Origin of the sequence: Streptomyces catenulae, from assembly GCF_000718015.1 — a bacterium.
Taxonomy (GTDB): Bacteria; Actinomycetota; Actinomycetes; order Streptomycetales; family Streptomycetaceae; genus Streptomyces; species Streptomyces catenulae.
In genome coordinates, this window is the sequence record NZ_JODY01000007.1 from 1 (window position 1) to 19218 (window position 19218).

A 19218-nucleotide genomic window follows, 5' to 3' on the forward strand; every position below is an offset into this window, starting at 1 on the left:
GGCGGGGGGAGGGGGACGCCCCCGGGAAGCGCCCCCACCCCTCACCCCTCACCCAACCTCTCCCAAACCCCCCGGACCTGCCGCTCCAAAGCGTCCAGCGGCCCGTCGTTGTCGATCACGACATCGGCGACGGCGAGCCGTTGTTCGCGGGTGGCCTGGGCGGACATTCGGGCCTTCGCCTCGTCCTCGGACATGCCCCGCAGGCGTACCAGCCGGTCCAACTGGGTTGCGGGGGTCGCGTCGACGACGACGACCAGGTCGTAGAGGGGGGCCAGGCCGTTCTCGGTGAGCAGCGGTACGTCGTGGATGACGACGGCGTCGGGCCCGGCCGAGGCTTCCAGTTCGGCGGAGCGGGCTCCGACGAGGGGGTGAACGATGGCGTTGAGGGCTTGCAGTTTTGCGGGGTCGGAGAAGACGATGCCGCCGAGCTTGGGGCGGTCGAGGGACCCGTCCGCCGCGAGTACGCCGTCGCCGAACTCCGCCACGACCGCCGCCAGTCCGGGCGTGCCCGGTGCGACGACTTCTCGCGCGATCTTGTCGGCGTCCACGATCACCGCACCGTAGGAGGCCAGCAGCCGCGAGACTTCGCTTTTGCCGGCGCCGATTCCGCCTGTCAGTCCGACCTTCACCATGGGCCCACGCTATACGCAGGCCCTGCCAACCCGCCCGGGACCACCCAGCTCCTCCAACCCCAGGAGCGGGGCCCGAGGCACGCAGACCAGCGCGCCCCGCCCCGTACACCCGCGGTGTCAGGCAGCCCCGCCGTCCGCCTCGCGTTCCGCCAGGAAGCGTTCGAGTTCGTTGCCGATCTCCTCGGCGGACGGCAGGTCGACCGCTTCCGCCACGAGGTTGCCGCGGGTCTCCGCGCCCGCCACCGCGTCGTACTGGTGCTCCAACCCGCTGACCAGGGCGACCAGTTCCTCGTCTCCCTCGGAGATCTGCCGTTCGATCTCTTCCTGGGTGCGGAGCGCCTCGGTGCGCAGGGAGTGCGCGGCACCGGGCAGGACCAGGCCGGTGGCGGCGGTCACGGCTTCCAGCGCCGTGAGCGCGGCGTCCGGGTAGGGCGACCGGGCGATGTAGTGCGGTACGTGCGCGGCCACACCGAGCACGTCGTGGCCCGCTTCGGCGAGCCGGAACTCGACCAGGGCTTCGGCGCTGCCGGGGACCTTCGCCTCCTCGAAGACGTCGGCGTGGCCGGGCATGAGGTCGGTGCGGTTGCCGTGCGGGGTGATGCCGACGGGGCGGGTGTGCGGGACGCCCATCGGGATGCCGTGGAAGTTGACGGAGAGTCGTACGCCGAGGCGTTCGACCATCTGCCGGACCGCGGCGGCGAACCGCTCCCATTCGACGTCGGGTTCGGGCCCGGACAGCAGCAGGAACGGCGCGCCGGTGGTGTCCTCGACGAGCCGCAGTTCGATGCGGGGCGTCTCGTAGTCCGTCCAGCGGTGGCGGTCGAAGGTCAACAGGGGGCGCCGGGCGCGGTAGTCGACGAGCCGGTCGTGGTCGAAGCGGGCGACGACGCGGTGCGGCAGGTCGTCCAGCAGCCGTTCGACGATCTGGTCGCCGGTTTCACCTGCATCGATGTAGCCGTCGAAGTGGTACAGCAGCACCAGTCCGGCGGAGTCGTCGGCGACGATGCCCTCCACCTCGGCGAGCCCGCTCGGCTCCCATTCGTACAACCCCTGGGGATCCAACACAGTGTCCGCTCCTTCGTGTGTCCGTCCGGGACAACATCCGGCCGGGGTGCCACATTCCCGGTTGTGATCGCGGGCCCGACGGCATCCGGCCAGGATTGCCCCTCCGGCTCGCCACGGCGGGCCCGCCCTTCGGAACCATCGGGCCGCAGCGCTCCGGTGCGCGGGCTTCCGGGCCCCCGGCCAGGGAAGCTACACGGTCGGCCGTGTCATGGGCGGCCCTGAGTCTCCCCTCCCCCGCGGAGACGGCGCGCCGCTCGGCCATGAGGGGCGGCGGGATGCGGCGTGTGCACCCGCACATCACCGGCTGTTCACTCTTCTGAACCGTGTCCTCGTTTATGCCCGGCAGGACCCTTGACGCTCGAACTGCGGCGCCCCTAGCTTCTCGACCACCCTCGCGATTCACATTTCCGCCCCACGTTCATATACGGAAAGGCAGATGAATGCGCACCGGACCTCTTCTCGCCGCTTCGGCCGCTCTCGCGCTGGCCGTCGGCACAGCCCTGACCGGCACCGCGGACGCCTCCCCCGCGGGTCCGCCCACCGCCTCCCCCACCCGCACGATCGACGTCTCGAACGCCTCGCAGCTCAAGTCCGCCCTGACCGAAGCGAAGCCCGGCGACACCATCCAGCTCGCCGACGGTACGTACAAAGGCAACTTCAAGACGTCGGCTGCGGGCAGTTCGGGTGCACGGATCACGCTCACCGGTTCGTCCAAGGCGATCCTCACCGCCGGTGGCGGCTACGGCCTGCATCTGAACGGGGCCTCGTACTGGACGATCAAGGGCATCACGGTCACCGGCGGGCAGAAGGGCATCATGATGGACGGCGCGGACGGCGTCGTGATCGACTCGGTGACCGTGCACGATCTGGACATGGAGGGCGTCCACTTCCGCAAGTCCAGCAAGAACGGGGTCATCAAGAACTCGACGATCCGCGACACCGGCAAGGGCGGCAGCGGAATGGGCGAGGGTGTGTACGTCGGCAGCGCGGGCGGCACGGACGACCACAGCGACCATGTGCAGATCCTCGACAACACCATCGGTCCGGGCGTCGGCGGCGAGAACGTCGACGTGAAGGAAGGTACGACGGGGACGAAGATCGTCGGCAACACCTTCGACGGCAGCGGGCTGACCGGCGCGAACTACGACGACTCCTGGGTCGACGTGAAGGGCAACGACGTCCTGGTCGAGAAGAACACCGGTCGGCACACCAGCAACAACGGCTACGAGACGCATTCGCAGGAGTCCGGCTGGGGGTGCGGCACGGTCTTCAAGGGCAACAAGTCCGACCTGAGCGGCGCCTCCGGGGAGGGCCGCTACGGCTTCAACATCACCAACTACGACGCGAAGAAGTGCCCGGTGACGATCGCGGGCGACAACACCGTGACCGGTGGGCGCGGCATCGCCAATCCGGGCATCCCGGTGGGCTGACCTGCTAGAACGATCCGCTGGCCACGGCGGCCGACCCTGACCACGACGGGGGCGGCGCAAGGCCCGGGCAACACCACCGGCCGGTCCCGGGAACGACGAAGGCCCGCCCCCGAGTGGGGGCGGGCCTTCGCCTATCGGCTAGTGCCTAGCGGGGAGCTTTTCAGCTCTGGCCGCCGGCCAGCTTCTCGCGGAGCGCGGCCAGGGCCTCGTCCGACGCCAGGGCGCCGGAGTTGTCCGCCGACTCCGAGGAGTACGAGCCGCCGCCGGCGTTGCCGCCACCGGTGTTGCCGCCACCGGCCGCCGGGGCCGCAGCGCCCTCGGCCGCAGCCTGCTCGTCGGCCTCGCGGGACTTGACGACCTGCGCCTGGTGCTGCTCGAAGCGCTGCTGGGCCTCGGCGTACTGGTTCTCCCAGGCCTCGCGCTGGGCCTCGTAGCCCTCCAGCCAGTCGTTGGTCTCGGGGTCGAAGCCCTCGGGGTAGATGTAGTTGCCCTGGTCGTCGTAGGACGCGGCCATGCCGTACAGGGTCGGGTCGAACTCGACCGCCATCGGGTCGGCGCCGAAGGACTCGTTGGCCTGCTTCAGCGACAGCGAGATCCGGCGACGCTCCAGGTCGATGTCGATGACCTTGACGAAGATCTCGTCGTTGACCTGGACGACCTGCTCCGGGATCTCCACGTGGCGCTCGGCCAGCTCGGAGATGTGGACCAGGCCCTCGATGCCCTCGTCGACGCGGACGAACGCACCGAACGGAACGAGCTTGGTGACCTTACCCGGGACGACCTGACCGATCTGGTGGGTCCGGGCGAACTGCTGCCACGGGTCTTCCTGGGTCGCCTTGAGCGACAGGGAGACGCGCTCGCGGTCCATGTCGACGTCGAGGACCTCGACCGTGACCTCCTGGCCGACCTCGACGACCTCGGAGGGGTGGTCGATGTGCTTCCAGGACAGCTCGGAGACGTGGACGAGACCGTCGACGCCGCCCAGGTCCACGAAGGCACCGAAGTTGACGATGGAGGAGACGACGCCGGAGCGCACCTGACCCTTCTGGAGGGTGGTGAGGAAGGTCTGGCGGACCTCGCTCTGGGTCTGCTCCAGCCAGGCACGGCGGGACAGGACCACGTTGTTGCGGTTCTTGTCCAGCTCGATGATCTTGGCCTCGAGCTCCTTGCCCACGTAGGGCTGGAGGTCGCGGACGCGGCGCATCTCGACCAGGGAGGCCGGGAGGAAGCCACGGAGGCCGATGTCGAGGATGAGACCACCCTTGACGACCTCGATGACGGTACCGGTGACGATCCCGTCCTCTTCCTTGATCTTCTCGATCGTGCCCCAGGCACGCTCGTACTGAGCGCGCTTCTTGGACAGGATGAGGCGGCCTTCCTTGTCCTCCTTCTGGAGAACCAGGGCCTCGATCTCGTCACCGACGGCGACGACCTCGTTGGGGTCGACGTCGTGCTTGATCGACAGCTCGCGGCTGGGGATCACGCCTTCGGTCTTGTAACCGATGTCGAGCAGGACCTCGTCCCGGTCGACCTTCACGATGACGCCGTCGACGATGTCGCCGTCGTTGAAGTACTTGATCGTCTCGTCGATCGCGGCGAGGAAGGCTTCCTCGTTACCGATGTCGTTGACCGCAACCTGCGGGGTGGTGGCGGTGGTCTCGGTGCTGCTCGTCATGTGGGAAAGGGCTCCGGTACGGACATTGAAGTCGTAGGTACTGCTACGCCGAGAGCCGTTATCGCTTCTGCACAAGCCGGACAGCGTCAAAGGCATTTCCCTGGAAGCCCCGCACAGACCGGAGCCAACCGAAACGCCTCGAAAACCGAGGGGACATACATACAGATGCGAGCGCGACCTGCTCCGTCTGAGGCGCACAAGCCCGCAGCGCAACTTGTAGCATACGGGGGCAGCCGGGCAGGGTCAATGCGCGAAGCCGCACACCCAGGGCAGAACGCCCGATTACCGGCACGCGTGATGTTCCGCGGGGCCCGGAGGGCCTCGCCGTCCCTACTGCTGCAAGTTCAGCGAAGACTACGACGACGGGCGCGATGAACCAAGAGTACGAGCCGGAGGCGACCCGACGTCATGCCTCGGCAACGGAAAGCAGCCAGGCCAGCCGCGGCTGGTGGGACCGGAACGCCGACGAGTACCAGAGCGAGCACGGCGCGTTCCTCGGGGACGACCGGTTCGTCTGGGGACCGGAGGGGCTGGACGAGGAGCGGGCCGGGCTGCTCGGTCCGGCCGAGGGGCTGAAGGGCCGGCGGATCCTGGAGATCGGGGCGGGCGCGGCGCAGTGTGCGCGCTGGCTGGCGGCGCAGGGTGCGCACCCGGTCGCCCTGGATCTCTCGCACCGGCAGTTGCAGCACGCGCTGCGCATCGGGGACGCGGCGGACGGTACGGCCGCGGGCGGTGTGGAGCTGGTGGAGGCGGACGCGGGGGCGTTGCCGTTCCGGGACGGCGCGTTCGACATGGCGTGTTCCGCGTATGGCGCGATTCCGTTCGTCGCCGATCCGGTGCGGGTGTTGCGCGAGGTGCGGCGGGTGCTGCGGCCGGGCGGGCGGTTCGTCTTCTCGGTGACGCATCCGATCCGCTGGGCGTTCCCGGACGAGCCGGGGCCCGAGGGGTTGTCGGTGGCGGCGTCGTACTTCGACCGGACGCCGTACGTGGAGCAGGACGAGAGCGGGCGCGCGGTCTACGTCGAGCACCACCGGACGGTGGGTGACCGGGTGCGGGACGTGGTCGCGGCCGGGTTCCGGCTGGTGGATCTGGTGGAGCCGGAGTGGCCGGACGAGAACACGCAGGAGTGGGGCGGCTGGTCGCCGTTGCGGGGGTACCTGATCCCGGGGACGGCGATCTTCGTGTGTGTCGCGGAGTGAGTCCGCGGCGCTGACGGGGGCGGGCCCGTCCGGGTGGCGGGGCGGCAGACTGGGCGGGTGATCCGCGATGACGTACTGAGTCTGCTGCCCGCCCGTTCCGCGCTGCCCGCGCTGCGTGAGGCCCTGGACGGGCCGGGGAGCGCGGTGCTGTGCGCGCCGCCCGGTACGGGCAAGACGACGCTGGTGCCGTTGGAGCTGGCGGGGCTCGTGGGGCATGGCCCGGAGCGGCGGGTGCTGGTGGCGGAGCCGCGGCGGATCGCGGCGCGGGCGGCGGCGCGGCGGATGGCGTGGCTGCTGGGGGAACGCGTCGGCGAGCGGGTGGGGTTCACGGTGCGCGGGGAGCGGCGGGTGGGGCCGCGTACGGCCGTGGAGGTGGTGACGACCGGGGTGCTGTTGCAGCGGTTGCAGCGGGATCCGGAGTTGGCGGGCGTCGATGTGGTGATGCTCGACGAGTGCCATGAGCGGCATCTGGACGCGGACACGGCGGCGGCGTTCCTGCTGGATGTGCGGGCGGCGCTGCGGCCGGAGCTGCGGTTGGTGGCGGCGTCGGCGACGACGGACGCGGCGGGGTGGGCGGCGCTGCTGGGTGGTGCGGAAGGGCCCGCTCCGGTGGTGACGGCGGAGGGCACCTCCCACGGGGTGGAGGTCGTGTGGGCGCCCCCGGAGCGTCCGGTGCGGCCCGCGCACGGGATGCGGGTGGATCCGGCGCTGCTGACGCATGTGGCGGGGGTGGTGCGGCGGGCGCTGCGGGAGCGGTCCGGCGATGTGCTGTGTTTTCTGCCGGGTGCCGGGGAGATCGGGCGGGTCGCGGGGCTGCTGGCCGGGGTGGACGCGGAGGTGTTGCAGGTCCACGGGCGGGCTCCGGCGGAGGTACAGGACGCGGTGCTGGCCGGTGGGGACGGGGTGCGCCGGGTGGTGCTGGCGACGTCGGTGGCGGAGTCCAGTCTGACGGTGCCGGGGGTCCGGGTGGTGGTGGACTGCGGGCTGGCGCGGGTGCCGCGGACGGATCATGCGCGGGGGCTCGGGGCGCTGGCGACGGTGCGGGCGTCGCGGGCGGCGGCCCGGCAGCGGGCCGGGCGGGCCGGGCGTGAGGCGCCGGGGGCGGTGTACCGCTGCTGGTCGGAGGGGGAGGACGGGCGGTTGCCGCGGTTCCCCGACCCGGAGATCAAGGTGGCGGAGCTGTCGGCGTTCGCGTTGCAGGTGGCGTGCTGGGGTGATCCGTCGGCGGCGGGGCTGGCGTTGCTGGACGCGCCGCCCGCGGGGGCGATGGCGGCGGCGCGGGAGGTGCTGGGCGCGGTCGGTGCGGTGGATGCGGACGGCCGGGTGACGGAGCGGGGGCGGCGGCTGGCGCGGCTGGGGGTGCCTCCGCGGTTGGCGCGGGCGTTGCTGGACGGTGCGCGGGAGGTGGGGGTGCGACCGGCGGCCGAGGTGGTGGCGTTGTTGAGCGAGGAGCCGCCGCGGTCGTACGGGGACGATCTGGCGGCCGCGTGGCGGCAGGCGCGGCGGGGCGGTGACGCGTATGCGGGGCGGTGGCGGCAGGAGGCCCGGCGGCTGGCGTCGGCGGTGACGGGGCTCGAGCCGGAGGGCGCCGGGAAGGCGGGGGCTTCCGGGCGTTCCGGTGGTGGCGGGGACGACGATGCGGTGGCCGGGTTGGTGGCGGCGTTGGCGTTTCCGGAGCGGGTGGCGCGGGCGCGGGGTGCGGGGAGTTTTCTGATGGCGTCGGGGACGCGCGCGGAGACGGCGGAGGCCGGTTCGCGGTTGCGGGAGGCGCGGTGGTTGGCGGTCGCGGTGGCGGACCGTCCGGTGGCGGCGGCGTCCGCGCGGGTGCGGTTGGCGGCGGTGATCGACGAGGCGACGGCGGTCGCGGCGGCGGGGGCGCTGTCCTCACGGGGTGAGGAGGTCCGGTGGGCGGACGGCGATGTCGTGGCGCGGGAGGTGGCGCGGCTGGGGGCGATCGAGTTGGTGGCGCGGCCGCTCAAGGCGCCGGACGCGGGGGCGGTGCGCGCGGCGGTGGCGGAGGGGCTGCGGCAGGAGGGCGTCGGGCTGTTGCGCTGGTCGGCGGGGGCGGTGGCGCTGCGGCAGCGGATGGCTTTTCTCCACGGGGAGTTGGGGGAGCAGTGGCCGGATGTGTCGGATGCGGCGTTGCTGGAGCGGGCCGGGGAGTGGCTGGGGGTGGAGCTGGGCCGGGCGCGGCGGCGGGCGGATCTGGAGCGGGTCGATGCGGGGGCGGCGCTGGGGCGGCTGCTGCCGTGGGCCTCCGGTGCCGCGGTGCGTTTCGACGAGTTGGCGCCGGAGCGGATCGAGGTGCCGAGCGGTTCGCGGGTGCGGGTCGACTACAGCGGTGCGCAGCCGGTGTTGGCGGTGAAGGTGCAGGAGATGTTCGGGCAGCAGGAGTCGCCGCGGGTGGCGGACGGGCGGGTGCCGGTCCTGGTCCATCTGCTCTCCCCCGCCGGGCGTCCGGCGGCGGTGACGGCGGATCTGGCCTCCTTCTGGCGGGACGGGTACCGGTCGGTGCGGGCGGAGCTGCGGGGCCGTTATCCGAAGCATCCGTGGCCCGAGGATCCTTCGGCGGCCGAGGCGACGCGGTACACGACGGCGCGGCTGAAGAGGGAACGGGGCTGAGGGCCAGGGGTTGTCGGAGCGGAGACGTGTGGTGGGGCGGGGCCGGGTGGTCGGTCCCGAGGTGGCACGGGTCGTCGCGGTCGGGGTCAATGCGTAGGAACTGGCGGTTCGTTCAGCTCTGTTGTCACCTTACGGTCCGCCACTGACAACGGGCCGTGCCGCGGGCGCCGGGTCGGTCGGGCGGGGGCGGCGGGCGCGGGCCTCCAGGGTGAGGCTGAGGGCGAGGAGTACGGCGCCGAGGGTGAGGAAGCCCCAGGGGAGATAGCTGGTGAGGAGCAGGACCAGGGTGCGCTGGGAGGAGACGAGGGCGACGACGGCGTCGACGTAGTCGGGGCGCATCTTGACGTGTCCGGCGAAGGCGGTGACCTTGCCGCCGCCGGGGAGGAGGTCGCCGCCGCGCAGTTCCTCCTTGTGGATCTCCTCGCCGTTGACGGGGGCGCCGGTGACGGGGTCGACCCAGAACATGCGCTTGGTGGTGTACCAGCGGGTGGTGCCCATCTTGCGGACGGAGTCCGCGGTGATGCCCTTGACCGGCAGTTTCTTGGGCAGCGGGACCTTGGTCCAGGGGATGGTCTGCTCGAAGTAGTAGACCTCCAGACCGTGGAAGGTGCGGGTGCCCCGGTAGTGGATGGGGGCGGCGGTGCGGGTCTGCGGGTCGTAGTAGGAGTAGTCGCGCTTCTCGACGAGGAACGGCCACTTGTACTCGATGCCGTCGCGGCGCACGGCGTCGCCGTCGACGCTCTCGCCGGTGGCGTGGACCGGTTCCTGGCTGTGGGCGTCGAAGATGTAGCGCTCGGGGATCTGGGAGACCATTTTGCCGTCGGGTCCGGCGACGTAGGTGAGCGCGTCCCAGACGACGACGTCGCGGTCCGCGGTCCGTTCGATGCGGTCGGCGGCGGCGACATCGCCCTTGAGGGTCTGGACGACGGTGAGCCGGGGGACCTTCTTGGCCTTCATGGTGCCGTAGTCGACGAGGGTGGCGGGCTCGGCGACGAGGACGGTGTCCTGGTACTGGCTGGGCGGGACCTTCGCGAGGCGCGGGAAGGCGTACCAGCGCAGCAGCGGGGAGAGTGCGGTGCAGAAGACCGCGGCGGCGAGGAGTATCAGGCTGGCTTTGCGGCGCATGGCGGTGCGTCCCTTCCCTTGCGGGGTGTGCGGCGTCCTCGCCGTCAGGGGTGCGCGGGGACGGTGGTCCGCAGCGGCTTGGGCGAGGTGGTGCCGTCGGGGGCGCCGATCGCCGTGACGGTGAGGACGAGGAGGAGCGCGGCGGCGAGACCGGCGGCGGCTGCGGTGAGGGCGCGCATGGGCGGCTCCCGGAGAGCTGATGCTTCGTCAGGGAGGGGGCACCGTAGCAACGGGCGGCCGAGATGAGAACACGTGGCACCGCCGCCCTGCCCGGGGCGGGCGGGACGGCGGTGGTGGCGCGGTGACGGTCAGGCGGCGGGCGCGGTGACCTTCAGTTCCAGGGTGAGGGCGGCGCCGTCGGCGGTGGTGAGGCGGAGCCGGTAGGTGCCGGGGTGGTCGGCGTCGGTGAAGATCTCCGGCAGTTTCAGCAGACCGTCGGCGTCGGTGGTGAGGTCGGTGAGGGTGCGCTCCGGGGTGTCGGTGGCCGCGCCGGTGGCCCGGGGGTCGGTGAAGGAGGGGCCGACGGTGTTCGGGACCGGGTGGTCGGCGTCGTCGGTGACCATGGTGGCGGTGACCGGGACGCCCGCGGCGGCCTTGCCCCGGAAGCCCGCCTTGATCTCGATGCGGTCGGCGGCGTAGCTGTCGCCCGCGGTGACGGTCAGTTCCTCGTCCGAGGTGCGGGTGAGGGTGTCCGCCTTGGGGGCGGGCGGCGCCTGGACGGTGGTGGTGAGGTCGACGGGCGGGACGGTGCGGCCGACGGCGGTGGCGCGGACGGTGAAGGTGCCGGTGGTCTTGCCCGCGCGCAGCGCCGGGGCGGTGGCCAGGCCGTTCTTGTCGGTGGTGACGGTGACGGTGGTGGCGTCGTCCGGGAAGCGCGTGTCGGTGGTGCCGGTGATCGCGAAGCGTACGGGGGCACCGGCGACGGGCTTGCCCGCGCCGTCCTTGGCGCGCACCTGGGGCGGGGTGGTGAAGGTGGTGCCCGTGGTGGCGGTGAGGTCCTTGTCGCCGGTCCGTTCGAGGGCGGTGAGGGGCGCGGGAGTGGTGGGCTCGGTGGGTTCGGTCGGGTCGGTGGGGGGCGGGGTGCCGCCGCCTCCGGTGCCGGTGTCGCCCTTGCCTCCGGTGCCGCCGGTGGAGCCTGTGCCACCGGTTCCGCCGGTTCCGCCGGTCGAGCCCGAGCCGCCGGTGCCGCCCGCCGTGCCGCCCGAGGAGGAGCCGCCGGTGTCCGCTCCCCCGCCCGGGCGGGTCTCCTCGTGTTCCTTGCCGGTGTTCTTGCCGGGGCTCTTCGCGCCGTCCTTCGCGGCGTCGTCCGGTGTGCGGCCGGGCTTCGCCGGTGCGCTCCCGCCGCGGGTGACGGTGCCGCCGGAGGTGCCGCCGCGGCGCTGGACGGGCAGGACGCCCGTACCGTCCGGGACCTCGTGGGTGCCCTTGCGGTAGAAGGCGTACCAGGACAGGACGGTGCGCAGATAGTCCTCGGAGTGGTTGTAGCTGAGGACGGCGCGGTCCAGATCGCGGGCGAGGGAGAGGTCGCGGTCGGCGCCGCAGAGGTAGTGACCGGCGGCGAGCGCGGCGTCGAAGATGTTGTGCGGGTCCTTCTTGCCGTCGCCGTTGCCGTCGGCGCCCCAACCGGTACCGTCCGGGCCGCCCCGGGACCAGGTCGAGGGGATGAACTGCATCGGGCCCACGGCGCGGTCGTGGGTGCGGTCGCCGTCGTAACGCCCCTGGTCCGTGTCGGTGATGAGGGCGAAGCCCTTGCCGTTGAGCTGGGGACCGAGGATGGGCCGCAGGGTGGTGCCCTCGGCGTCGACGGCGCCGCCGCGCGCCTGGCCGGATTCGACCTTGCCGATCGCGGCGAGCAGTTGCCACGGCAACCGGCAGCCGGGGTCGTCGGCGGCGACGCTCGCCTCCGCCTTCCGGTATGCGGCGAGCACGGTGGCCGGGATTCCGGCCTCGGCGGGCCCGACGGCGACCGGGGCGCCGGGCTTCTTCCGCGAACCGGCGGGCGGTACGGGGCTGTTGAGGGGCGGCAGGTCCGTGTAGTAGGGCGAGTCGCCGTCGACGGTGGAGTCGGCGGGCGGCTGCGGGGCGCGGTGTGGTGCCGCCTGTGCGCGGTCGACGGCGCCCGGCGCCTGAGAGGCCGTCAGGGCGGCCACCACCAGGGCTGCGACAGCGGCCGACCCGGCCCCTCGGCGGAGCCGTCGCCCGAACGTGGCTGCCATGCGTGCCTCCTCCTCCGCGGTGAACCGCCGCGCCGGAGCCGCCGTTGCATGCTCCGCTGCGCGCCGACGCACGCGACACTACGACACCTGGAGACGCACATCTACCGCCATCATCGGCCGAGATGGTGAACCGTATCGGTCGGGAAAGAGCACTTGTCGTTCACTTTCGGGCATGCCGCAGGCGGCCCCACCGATGCCCGAACGGGCCGGTGGCCATGCCCTGTGCCCCTCCGCGCGGTCCGGATGAATCCCCCTGCTGACACCGCGCTTAGGTGTCGCGCCTATAGAACACGACGGCGTTCACGGGCGGAGGTTCCAGATGTTCTCCGACCGTCGCCTATTTCCGCGAGAATTCACGGCTTGTCCATCGGAGTGCCCGGCAGGAGTGGACAGCGGTCGGGCGGCGGTGAACTGCCCACGGCGGAAGGGCAGATGCCACCGCGTACGGGGTCCGGCACTCTCAGGGGGGAGGCGGAACCCGAGGGGCGACGCCGCCCCGGAGGCTTCACGGAGCCGTCGGCCGCGGGAACGGTGCCCGCGGCCGACGGGCCGTCAGTGTGCGGCCGACTCCCAGTCCGCGCCGACGCCGATGGAGACGTCCAGCGGGGCGCGGAGGTCGACCGCGGCGGCCATCTCGCGGCGGAGCAGCTCCTCGACCTGCTTGCGCTCGCCGGGGGCCAACTCGACGACGATTTCGTCGTGCACCTGGAGCAGCATCCGGGACGTCAGCCCGGCCGCCCGCATCGCCTCGTCGACCTTCAGCATCGCGATCTTGACGATGTCGGCGGCGGTGCCCTGGATCGGGGCGTTGAGCGCCATCCGCTCGGCCATCTCGCGGCGCTGGCGGTTGTCGCTGTTGAGGTCGGGGAGGTAGCGGCGGCGGCCGAGGATCGTCTCGGTGTAGCCCGTGGCGCGGGCCTCCTCCACCACGCGCTGGAGGTAGTCCCGCACGCCGCCGAAGCGCTCGAAGAAGTTGTCCATCAGCTTGCGCGCCTCGTCCGGCTGGATGCCCAGCTGCTGCGAGAGGCCGAAGGCCGACAGACCGTACGCCAGCCCGTAGGACATCGCCTTGATCTTGCGGCGCATCTCCGGGTCGACCTCGCTCTTGGCGACGGAGAAGACGTGCGAGGCGACCGTGGTGTGCAGGTCCTCGCCGGAGGTGAACGCCTCGATCAGGCCCTCGTCCTCGGAGAGGTGGGCCATCACCCGCAGCTCGATCTGGCTGTAGTCGGCGGTCAGCAGGGTGTCGTACCCCTCGCCGACGACGAAGCTGCGGCGGATGGCGCGGCCCTCGTCGGTACGGACCGGGATGTTCTGGAGGTTGGGGTCGGTCGAGGAGAGACGGCCGGTGGCCGCGACGGTCTGGTTGAAGGTGGTGTGGATGCGGCCGTCCGCGGCGATGGTCTTGATCAGGCCCTCGACCGTGGCGCGCAGCTTGGACTGCTCACGGTGGCGCAGCATGATCACCGGGAGCTCGTTCTCGGTCTGGGCGGCCAGCCAGGCGAGGGCGTCGGCGTCGGTGGTGTAGCCGGTCTTGGTCTTCTTCGTCTTCGGCAGGCCCAGCTCACCGAAGAGGACCTCCTGGAGCTGCTTGGGCGAGCCGAGGTTGAACTCGTGGCCCGCCGCGGCGTGCGCCTCCTGGACGGCCTGCTGCACCGCCCCGGCGAACTGCTGCTCCATCCGCTCCAGCCAGCCGCGGTCGGCGGCGATGCCGTCGCGCTCCATACGGGCCAGCAGGGCGCTGGTGGGCAGTTCGACGTCGCGCAGCAGCTCGGCGGCGCCGACCTCCGCGAGCCGGGTCTCGAAGGCGGCGCCGAGATCCAGCACCGTACGGGCCTTGGCCATCAGCGCATCGGCCTCGGCCTCCTCGTCGGCGCCGAAGGCCAGCTGGCCGCCCGCCTCGGCGGCGGGGGCGAGATCGCGGCCGAGGTATTCGACCGAGAGGGCGTCGAGGGCGAAGGAGCGGCGGCCGGGCTTGACGAGATAGGCGGCGAGCGCGGTGTCCATGGTGACGCCGTCGATCTGCCAGCCGTGCTCGCCGAAGACCCGCATCAGGCCCTTGGCGTTGTGCATGACCTTGGGGCGGTCGGCGTCCGCGCTCCAGGCGGCGAAGGCCCGCTCGTCGGCCTCGTCGAGCTGCGTCGGGTCGAACCAGATCGCCGGGCCCTCGGCCGTGGCCAGCGCGATCTCGGCGACGCTGCCGCTGCCCAGGGACCAGACGTCGACGGTGGAGACGCCCAGCGGGCCGGTGCCGTGCTCGGCGAGCCAGGGGGCCAGCTCACCGGCGGCGGCGACGGTGCCGTCGACCTCGACACCGGCTGCCGCGGCGGCCTCCTCGACGCCCTGGTCGGCGCCAGGGTCGACGGCGTGCAGCCGGTCGCGCAGGCCCTGGTTACGGATCTCCAGGCCGTTGAGGAACACGGTCAGCTTCTCGCGGTCGTACGCCTCGCGGGCCAGCGCGCCGGGGCCGCAGGGCAGCTCCACGTCGCGGACCATCTCCGTCAGCCGACGGTTGAGCTTGACGGACTCCAGGTGGTCGCGGAAATTCTGCCCCGCCTTGCCCTTGACCTCCTCGGCCCGCTCCACCAACTCGGCGAAGGAGCCGAACTGGTTGATCCACTTCGCGGCGGTCTTCTCGCCGACGCCGGGGATGCCGGGGAGGTTGTCCGACGGGTCGCCGCGCAACGCCGCGAAGTCCGGGTACTGGGCCGGGGTGAGGCCGTACTTCTCGAACACCTTCTCCGGGGTGAAGCGCGTCAGCTCGGAGACGCCCTTGGTCGGGTAGAGGACCGTGACGTCGTCGGAGACGAGCTGGAAGGCGTCGCGGTCGCCGGTGACGATGGAGACGGCGAAGCCCTCGGCGGTGGCCTGCCGGGTGAGCGTGGCGATGACGTCGTCGGCCTCGAAGCCCTCGACGGCGAAGCGCTTGACGTGCATCGCGTCCAGCAGCTCGCCGATCAGCTCGACCTGGCCCTTGAACTCGTCGGGCGTCTTGGAGCGGTTCGCCTTGTAGTCGGGGAACTCCTCGGAGCGCCAGGTCTTGCGGGAGACGTCGAAGGCCACCGCGAAATGGGTGGGCGCCTCGTCACGCAGGGTGTTCGCGAGCATGGACGCGAAGCCGTAGATCGCGTTGGTCGGTTGCCCCGTGGCGGTGGTGAAATTCTCCACGGGCAGGGCGAAGAACGCCCGGTAGGCCATGGAGTGCCCGTCCATCAGGAGCAGGCGGGGGCGGTCGTCCCCCGCCGCTGCGGTGCCGGTCTTTTCGCTCTTCTTCGCTGCCTTTGCTGCCACGCCCCCGATCCTGCCACGCCCCACCGACAATCCCCGCCGCGACGGGTGGCGGCGGGCCGGGACCGGGCTCGCGCACGCCGTCGCGGCGCCGGGCCGGGGTGCGGCCGACGGCGACCGTCCGTAGCAGGTGACGGCCGCGGCGCGGGAGTTTTCCACAGGGCCGGGCCCCGCTCCCGCGGCCCCCGTCCACAGGCCCCTGCCCGCCCGCCGCGGTCCATGACAGGATCGGATGTGCACGGCAACGATCCGGCCCGGCCCGTGCGCCGGGTGGCACACGGCTCAAGGGAGAGCGCCATGGCAGGCAAGCCGCCCGCATCCGATCCGGTACAGGACGCGCCCGAGGTCGGCGCGCCGGAGCACTCCGCCGTCGGCATCCCGGCGATCACCAACGCGCTGCGCATCTCGCAGCAGCAGATGGGGGTGCGCCGGACGGCGCTGACGCTGCTGCGCGTCAACCAGAAGAGCGGCTTCGACTGTCCCGGCTGCGCCTGGCCCGAGGGCGAGAAGCGGCACACCGCGGAGTTCTGCGAGAACGGCGCCAAGGCGGTCGCGGAGGAGGCGACGCTGCGCCGCGTCACCCCGGAGTTCTTCGCCGCGCACCCCGTCGCGGACCTCGCCGACCGCAGCGGCTACTGGCTCGGCCAGCAGGGTCGGCTGACCCACCCCATGTATCTCGCCGAGGGCGCCGAGCACTACGAGCCGGTCTCCTGGGAGCGCGCCTTCGACATCCTGGGCGAGGAGCTGACGGCCCTCGAATCGCCCGACGAGGCGGTCTTCTACACCTCCGGCCGCACCAGCAACGAAGCCGCCTTCCTCTTCCAGCTGTTCGCCCGCGAGTTCGGCACGAACAACCTCCCCGACTGCTCCAACATGTGCCACGAGTCGTCCGGGTCGGCGCTGACCGAGACGCTGGGCGTCGGCAAGGGCAGCGTGCTGCTGGAGGACCTCTACAAGGCCGATCTGATCATCGTCGCCGGGCAGAACCCGGGGACCAACCACCCGCGGATGCTGACCGCGCTGGAGAAGGCGAAGGCCGAGGGCGCGCGGATCATCTCCGTCAACCCGCTGCCCGAGGCCGGTCTGGAGCGGTTCAAGAACCCGCAGACGCCGCGCGGTCTGGCGGGCGGCGGCACCGCGCTGACCGACCTCTTCCTCCAGGTGCGCATCGGCGGCGACCAGGCACTCTTCCGCGCCCTGTGCCGCGGCGTCCTGGAGGCCGAGGGCGCGCTGGACCAGGAGTTCATCGACGCGCACACCCACGGCTTCGAGGAGTTCGCCGCCGCCGCGCGCGCATGCGACCCGGAGGAGACGCTGCGCGCCACCGGTCTGCGCCAGGAGGAGATCGACGCGGCGCTGGAGATGGTGCTCGCCTCGCGGCGCACCATCGTGTGCTGGGCGATGGGCCTGACGCAGCACAAGCACTCGGTGCCCACCATCCGTGAGGTCGTCAACCTCCTGCTGCTCCAGGGCAACGTCGGTCGCCCCGGCGCCGGGGTGTGCCCGGTGCGCGGGCACAGCAACGTCCAGGGCGACCGCACCATGGGCATCTTCGAGCGGCCCGCGCCCGAGTTCCTCGACGCCCTGGAGAAGGAGTTCGGGTTCGCCCCGCCCCGGGAGCACGGCTACGACGTCGTCCGGGCGATCCGGGCGCTGCGCGACGGCGACGCCAAGGTGTTCTTCGCGATGGGCGGCAACTTCGTCTCCGCCACCCCCGACACCGACGTCACCGAGGCGGCGGTGCGCCGCGCCCGGCTGACGGTGCACGTCTCCACCAAGCTCAACCGCTCGCACGCGGTGACCGGCGCGCGGGCGCTGATCCTGCCGACGCTGGGCCGTACGGAGCGCGATGTGCAGGGCGGCGCCGAGCAGTTCGTGACGGTCGAGGACTCCATGGGGATGGTGCACGCCTCCCGCGGGCGGCTGGCGCCGGCCGGTCCGGAGCTGCTGTCGGAGACCGCGATCGTGGCCCGGATGGCCCGCCGGGTCCTGGGCGGGCGGAGCGGTACGCCGTGGGAGGAGTTCGCCCGCGACTACGGGACGATCCGGGACCGCATCGCCCGGGTCATCCCCGGCTTCGAGGACTTCAACGCCAAGGTCGCCCGCCCCGGCGGCTTCACGCTGCCGCACGCCCCCCGGGACAGCCGCACCTTCCCCACCACCACCGGGAAGGCCAACTTCACCGCGGCGCCCGTGGAGTATCCGCACGTCCCCGAGGGCCGGTTGCTGCTCCAGACGCTGCGCTCGCACGACCAGTACAACACCACGATCTACGGCCTCGACGACCGCTACCGCGGCATCAAGAACGGCCGCCGGGTCGTGCTGCTCCACCCCGACGACGCCCGGGAACACGGCTTCGCCGACGGCTCGTACACCGATCTGGTCGGGGAGTGGACGGACGGCACGGAGCGGCGCGCGCCCGGGTTCCGGGTGGTGTACTACCCGACCGCGCGGGGCTGCGCCGCCGCGTACTACCCCGAGACCAATGTGCTCGTCCCGCTCGACCACACCGCCGACACCAGCAACACCCCGGCGTCGAAGTCCGTGGTGATCCGGCTGGAGCGGCCGCAGGAGGGCGAGGGCGACAGCGTCGACGGGGTCGACCAGGGGTGACCCCGTGCCCGGCGGCGCCGGGGGGGGCGGGCCGGGCGGGAACATCCGGATCACCGACGAGCACGAACGAACGGAGCGAACACTTGGGCACGGAGCAGACCACCACGTTTCCGCAGGAGGTCCTCGACCGGTGGGCGGGGCTCGGCCTCGACCTCCCGGCGCTCTTCTCCGCCGGGCACCTCGGCAGCCGGATGGGCGTGCAGGTCCTGGAGGCGGGTCCGGAGCGGGTCGTCGGCACCATGCCGGTCGAGGGCAACACCCAGCCGTACGGGCTGCTGCACGGCGGCGCGTCCGCGGTGCTGACGGAGACGCTGGGCTCGGTCGGGGCGATGCTGCACGGCGGCCCGTCGAAGCTGGCCGTCGGCGTGGACCTGAACTGCACCCACCACCGCGGTGTCCGCGCGGGGCTGGTCACCGGCGTCGCCACCCCGGTGCACCGGGGCCGCTCCACCGCCACGTACGAGGTCGTGATCAGCGACGAGGCGGGCAAGCGGGTCTGCACCGCGCGGCTGACCTGCATGCTCCGGGACGCGCCCGCGGACGCCTACCGCGGCTGAGCCCGCGGGCGGCGCCGGTCCGCCGTCCGCGCCCCGGCGCCGGATACGCGGGTGGCCCCGTACCGGCGCGCGGTACGGGGCCACCCGGGGCGGACCGGCCGGGCTACTGCCCCGGCTGGTCCTTCTGGTCCTTCTGCTTCTTCTCCTCGGCGTCCTCGATGACCGCCTCGGCGACCTGCTGCATCGAGAGCCTGCGATCCATCGACGTCTTCTGGATCCAGCGGAACGCGGCCGGTTCGGTCAGCCCGTACTGCGTCTGCAGGATGCTCTTCGCGCGGTCGACCAGCTTGCGGGTCTCCAGCCGCTGGGTGAGGTCGGCGACCTCCTTCTCCAGCGTCTTCAGCTCGGTGAAGCGGCTGACGGCCATCTCGATGGCCGGGACGACGTCGCTCTTGGAGAACGGCTTGACGAGGTACGCCATCGCGCCCGCGTCCCGGGCGCGCTCCACCAGCTCGCGCTGGGAGAAGGCGGTCAGCATCAGGACGGGGGCGATGCTCTCCCCGGCGATGCGCTCGGCGGCGGAGATACCGTCCAGGATCGGCATCTTCACATCGAGGATGACCAGATCGGGGCGGTGCTCACGGGCCAGTTCGACGGCTTTCTGCCCGTCACCGGCCTCGCCGACGACGGTGTAGCCCTCCTCCTCCAGCATCTCTTTGAGGTCGAGACGGATGAGGGCCTCGTCCTCGGCGATCACGACGCGCGTGGTCAGCGGGGGGACGTGCGACCGGTCGTCATCGGCGGCGGGCTGCTCGGGCTCGGCGGCGCTCACGGGTCTCCTCGTTCAGGCAGGTGG

At 72.1% G+C, this 19218-nt stretch carries 13 protein-coding genes; 5 read left to right on the forward strand and 8 right to left on the reverse strand.

All coding sequences use genetic code 11. The features are described 5' to 3' along the window. Positions 1-41: 41 nt before the first annotated feature. Together coaE and IF23_RS0108675 are read right to left on the reverse strand one after the other, a co-directional pair. Positions 42-632 carry a dephospho-CoA kinase gene (coaE, locus tag IF23_RS0108670; protein ID WP_030281576.1) on the reverse strand — a complete coding sequence of 197 codons (591 nt, stop codon included), beginning with the start codon at positions 630-632 and terminating at the stop codon, positions 42-44. Positions 633-749: 117 nt separating this feature from the next. Then, entirely contained in the window at positions 750-1697 is a 948-nt protein-coding gene (locus tag IF23_RS0108675; RefSeq protein ID WP_078653873.1) for a proteasome assembly chaperone family protein, read from the reverse strand. A gap of 440 nt (positions 1698-2137) precedes the next feature. Between IF23_RS0108675 and IF23_RS0108680 the strand changes: the two genes are divergently transcribed. After that, positions 2138-3127, forward strand: coding sequence for a right-handed parallel beta-helix repeat-containing protein (locus IF23_RS0108680; protein WP_030281580.1), 990 nt, complete (start codon positions 2138-2140; stop codon positions 3125-3127). Between the two features lie 160 nt (positions 3128-3287). Here the strand turns inward: IF23_RS0108680 and rpsA are convergent, their stop codons facing one another. Continuing rightward, a complete protein-coding gene (gene rpsA / locus IF23_RS0108685) occupies positions 3288-4802 on the reverse strand; it encodes a 30S ribosomal protein S1 (protein WP_030281582.1) in 1515 nt (504 codons plus the stop codon). 371 nt (positions 4803-5173) lie between these two features. Here rpsA and IF23_RS0108690 point away from each other — a divergent pair, with 371 nt between their 5' ends. Beyond that, entirely contained in the window at positions 5174-6001 is an 828-nt protein-coding gene (locus tag IF23_RS0108690; protein ID WP_030281584.1) for a class I SAM-dependent methyltransferase, read from the forward strand. Positions 6002-6058: 57 nt separating this feature from the next. Next, positions 6059-8623 carry an ATP-dependent helicase HrpB gene (hrpB, locus tag IF23_RS0108695; protein ID WP_030281586.1) on the forward strand — a complete coding sequence of 855 codons (2565 nt, stop codon included), beginning with the start codon at positions 6059-6061 and terminating at the stop codon, positions 8621-8623. Positions 8624-8752: 129 nt separating this feature from the next. Here the strand turns inward: hrpB and pgfA are convergent, their stop codons facing one another. From pgfA to polA, 4 genes are all read right to left on the reverse strand, one after another. Further along, the gene (gene pgfA / locus IF23_RS0108700; RefSeq protein ID WP_030281588.1) at positions 8753-9748 is read right to left on the reverse strand and encodes a cell envelope lipid trafficking protein PgfA; all 996 of its coding nucleotides are present in this window, start codon (positions 9746-9748) and stop codon (positions 8753-8755) included. Between the two features lie 44 nt (positions 9749-9792). After that, a complete protein-coding gene (locus IF23_RS33445; protein ID WP_107126897.1) occupies positions 9793-9927 on the reverse strand; it encodes an SPW_0924 family protein in 135 nt (44 codons plus the stop codon). Positions 9928-10056: 129 nt separating this feature from the next. After that, positions 10057-11964, reverse strand: coding sequence for a lytic transglycosylase (locus IF23_RS33925; protein WP_030281590.1), 1908 nt, complete (start codon positions 11962-11964; stop codon positions 10057-10059). Between the two features lie 552 nt (positions 11965-12516). Further along, complete coding sequence (gene polA / locus IF23_RS0108715; RefSeq protein WP_030281592.1) at positions 12517-15255, reverse strand: DNA polymerase I; 2739 nt, start codon at positions 15253-15255, stop codon at positions 12517-12519. Between the two features lie 294 nt (positions 15256-15549). Here polA and IF23_RS0108720 point away from each other — a divergent pair, with 294 nt between their 5' ends. Together IF23_RS0108720 and IF23_RS0108725 are read left to right on the forward strand one after the other, a co-directional pair. Next, entirely contained in the window at positions 15550-17865 is a 2316-nt protein-coding gene (locus IF23_RS0108720) for an FdhF/YdeP family oxidoreductase (protein WP_051739434.1), read from the forward strand. Between the two features lie 83 nt (positions 17866-17948). Next, positions 17949-18422 carry a PaaI family thioesterase gene (locus IF23_RS0108725; protein WP_030281594.1) on the forward strand — a complete coding sequence of 158 codons (474 nt, stop codon included), beginning with the start codon at positions 17949-17951 and terminating at the stop codon, positions 18420-18422. Between the two features lie 103 nt (positions 18423-18525). On the opposite strand, the gene IF23_RS0108730 is transcribed toward IF23_RS0108725, so the two are convergent. Next, complete coding sequence (locus IF23_RS0108730) at positions 18526-19194, reverse strand: ANTAR domain-containing response regulator (protein ID WP_030281595.1); 669 nt, start codon at positions 19192-19194, stop codon at positions 18526-18528. Between the last annotated feature and the right edge of the window lie 24 nt (positions 19195-19218).

Bases quoted from the DNA above. Each gene is read 5' to 3' on its own strand.
- coaE (WP_030281576.1), bottom strand. From the start codon at position 632: ATGGTGAAGGTCGGACTGACAGGCGGAATCGGCGCCGGCAAAAGCGAA.
- IF23_RS0108680 (WP_030281580.1), top strand. From the start codon at position 2,138: ATGCGCACCGGACCTCTTCTCGCCGCTTCGGCCGCTCTCGCGCTGGCC.
- rpsA (WP_030281582.1), bottom strand. From the start codon at position 4,802: ATGACGAGCAGCACCGAGACCACCGCCACCACCCCGCAGGTTGCGGTC.
- IF23_RS0108690 (WP_030281584.1), top strand. From the start codon at position 5,174: ATGAACCAAGAGTACGAGCCGGAGGCGACCCGACGTCATGCCTCGGCA.
- pgfA (WP_030281588.1), bottom strand. From the start codon at position 9,748: ATGCGCCGCAAAGCCAGCCTGATACTCCTCGCCGCCGCGGTCTTCTGC.
- IF23_RS33445 (WP_107126897.1), bottom strand. From the start codon at position 9,927: ATGCGCGCCCTCACCGCAGCCGCCGCCGGTCTCGCCGCCGCGCTCCTC.
- IF23_RS33925 (WP_030281590.1), bottom strand. From the start codon at position 11,964: ATGGCAGCCACGTTCGGGCGACGGCTCCGCCGAGGGGCCGGGTCGGCC.
- IF23_RS0108720 (WP_051739434.1), top strand. From the start codon at position 15,550: ATGGCAGGCAAGCCGCCCGCATCCGATCCGGTACAGGACGCGCCCGAG.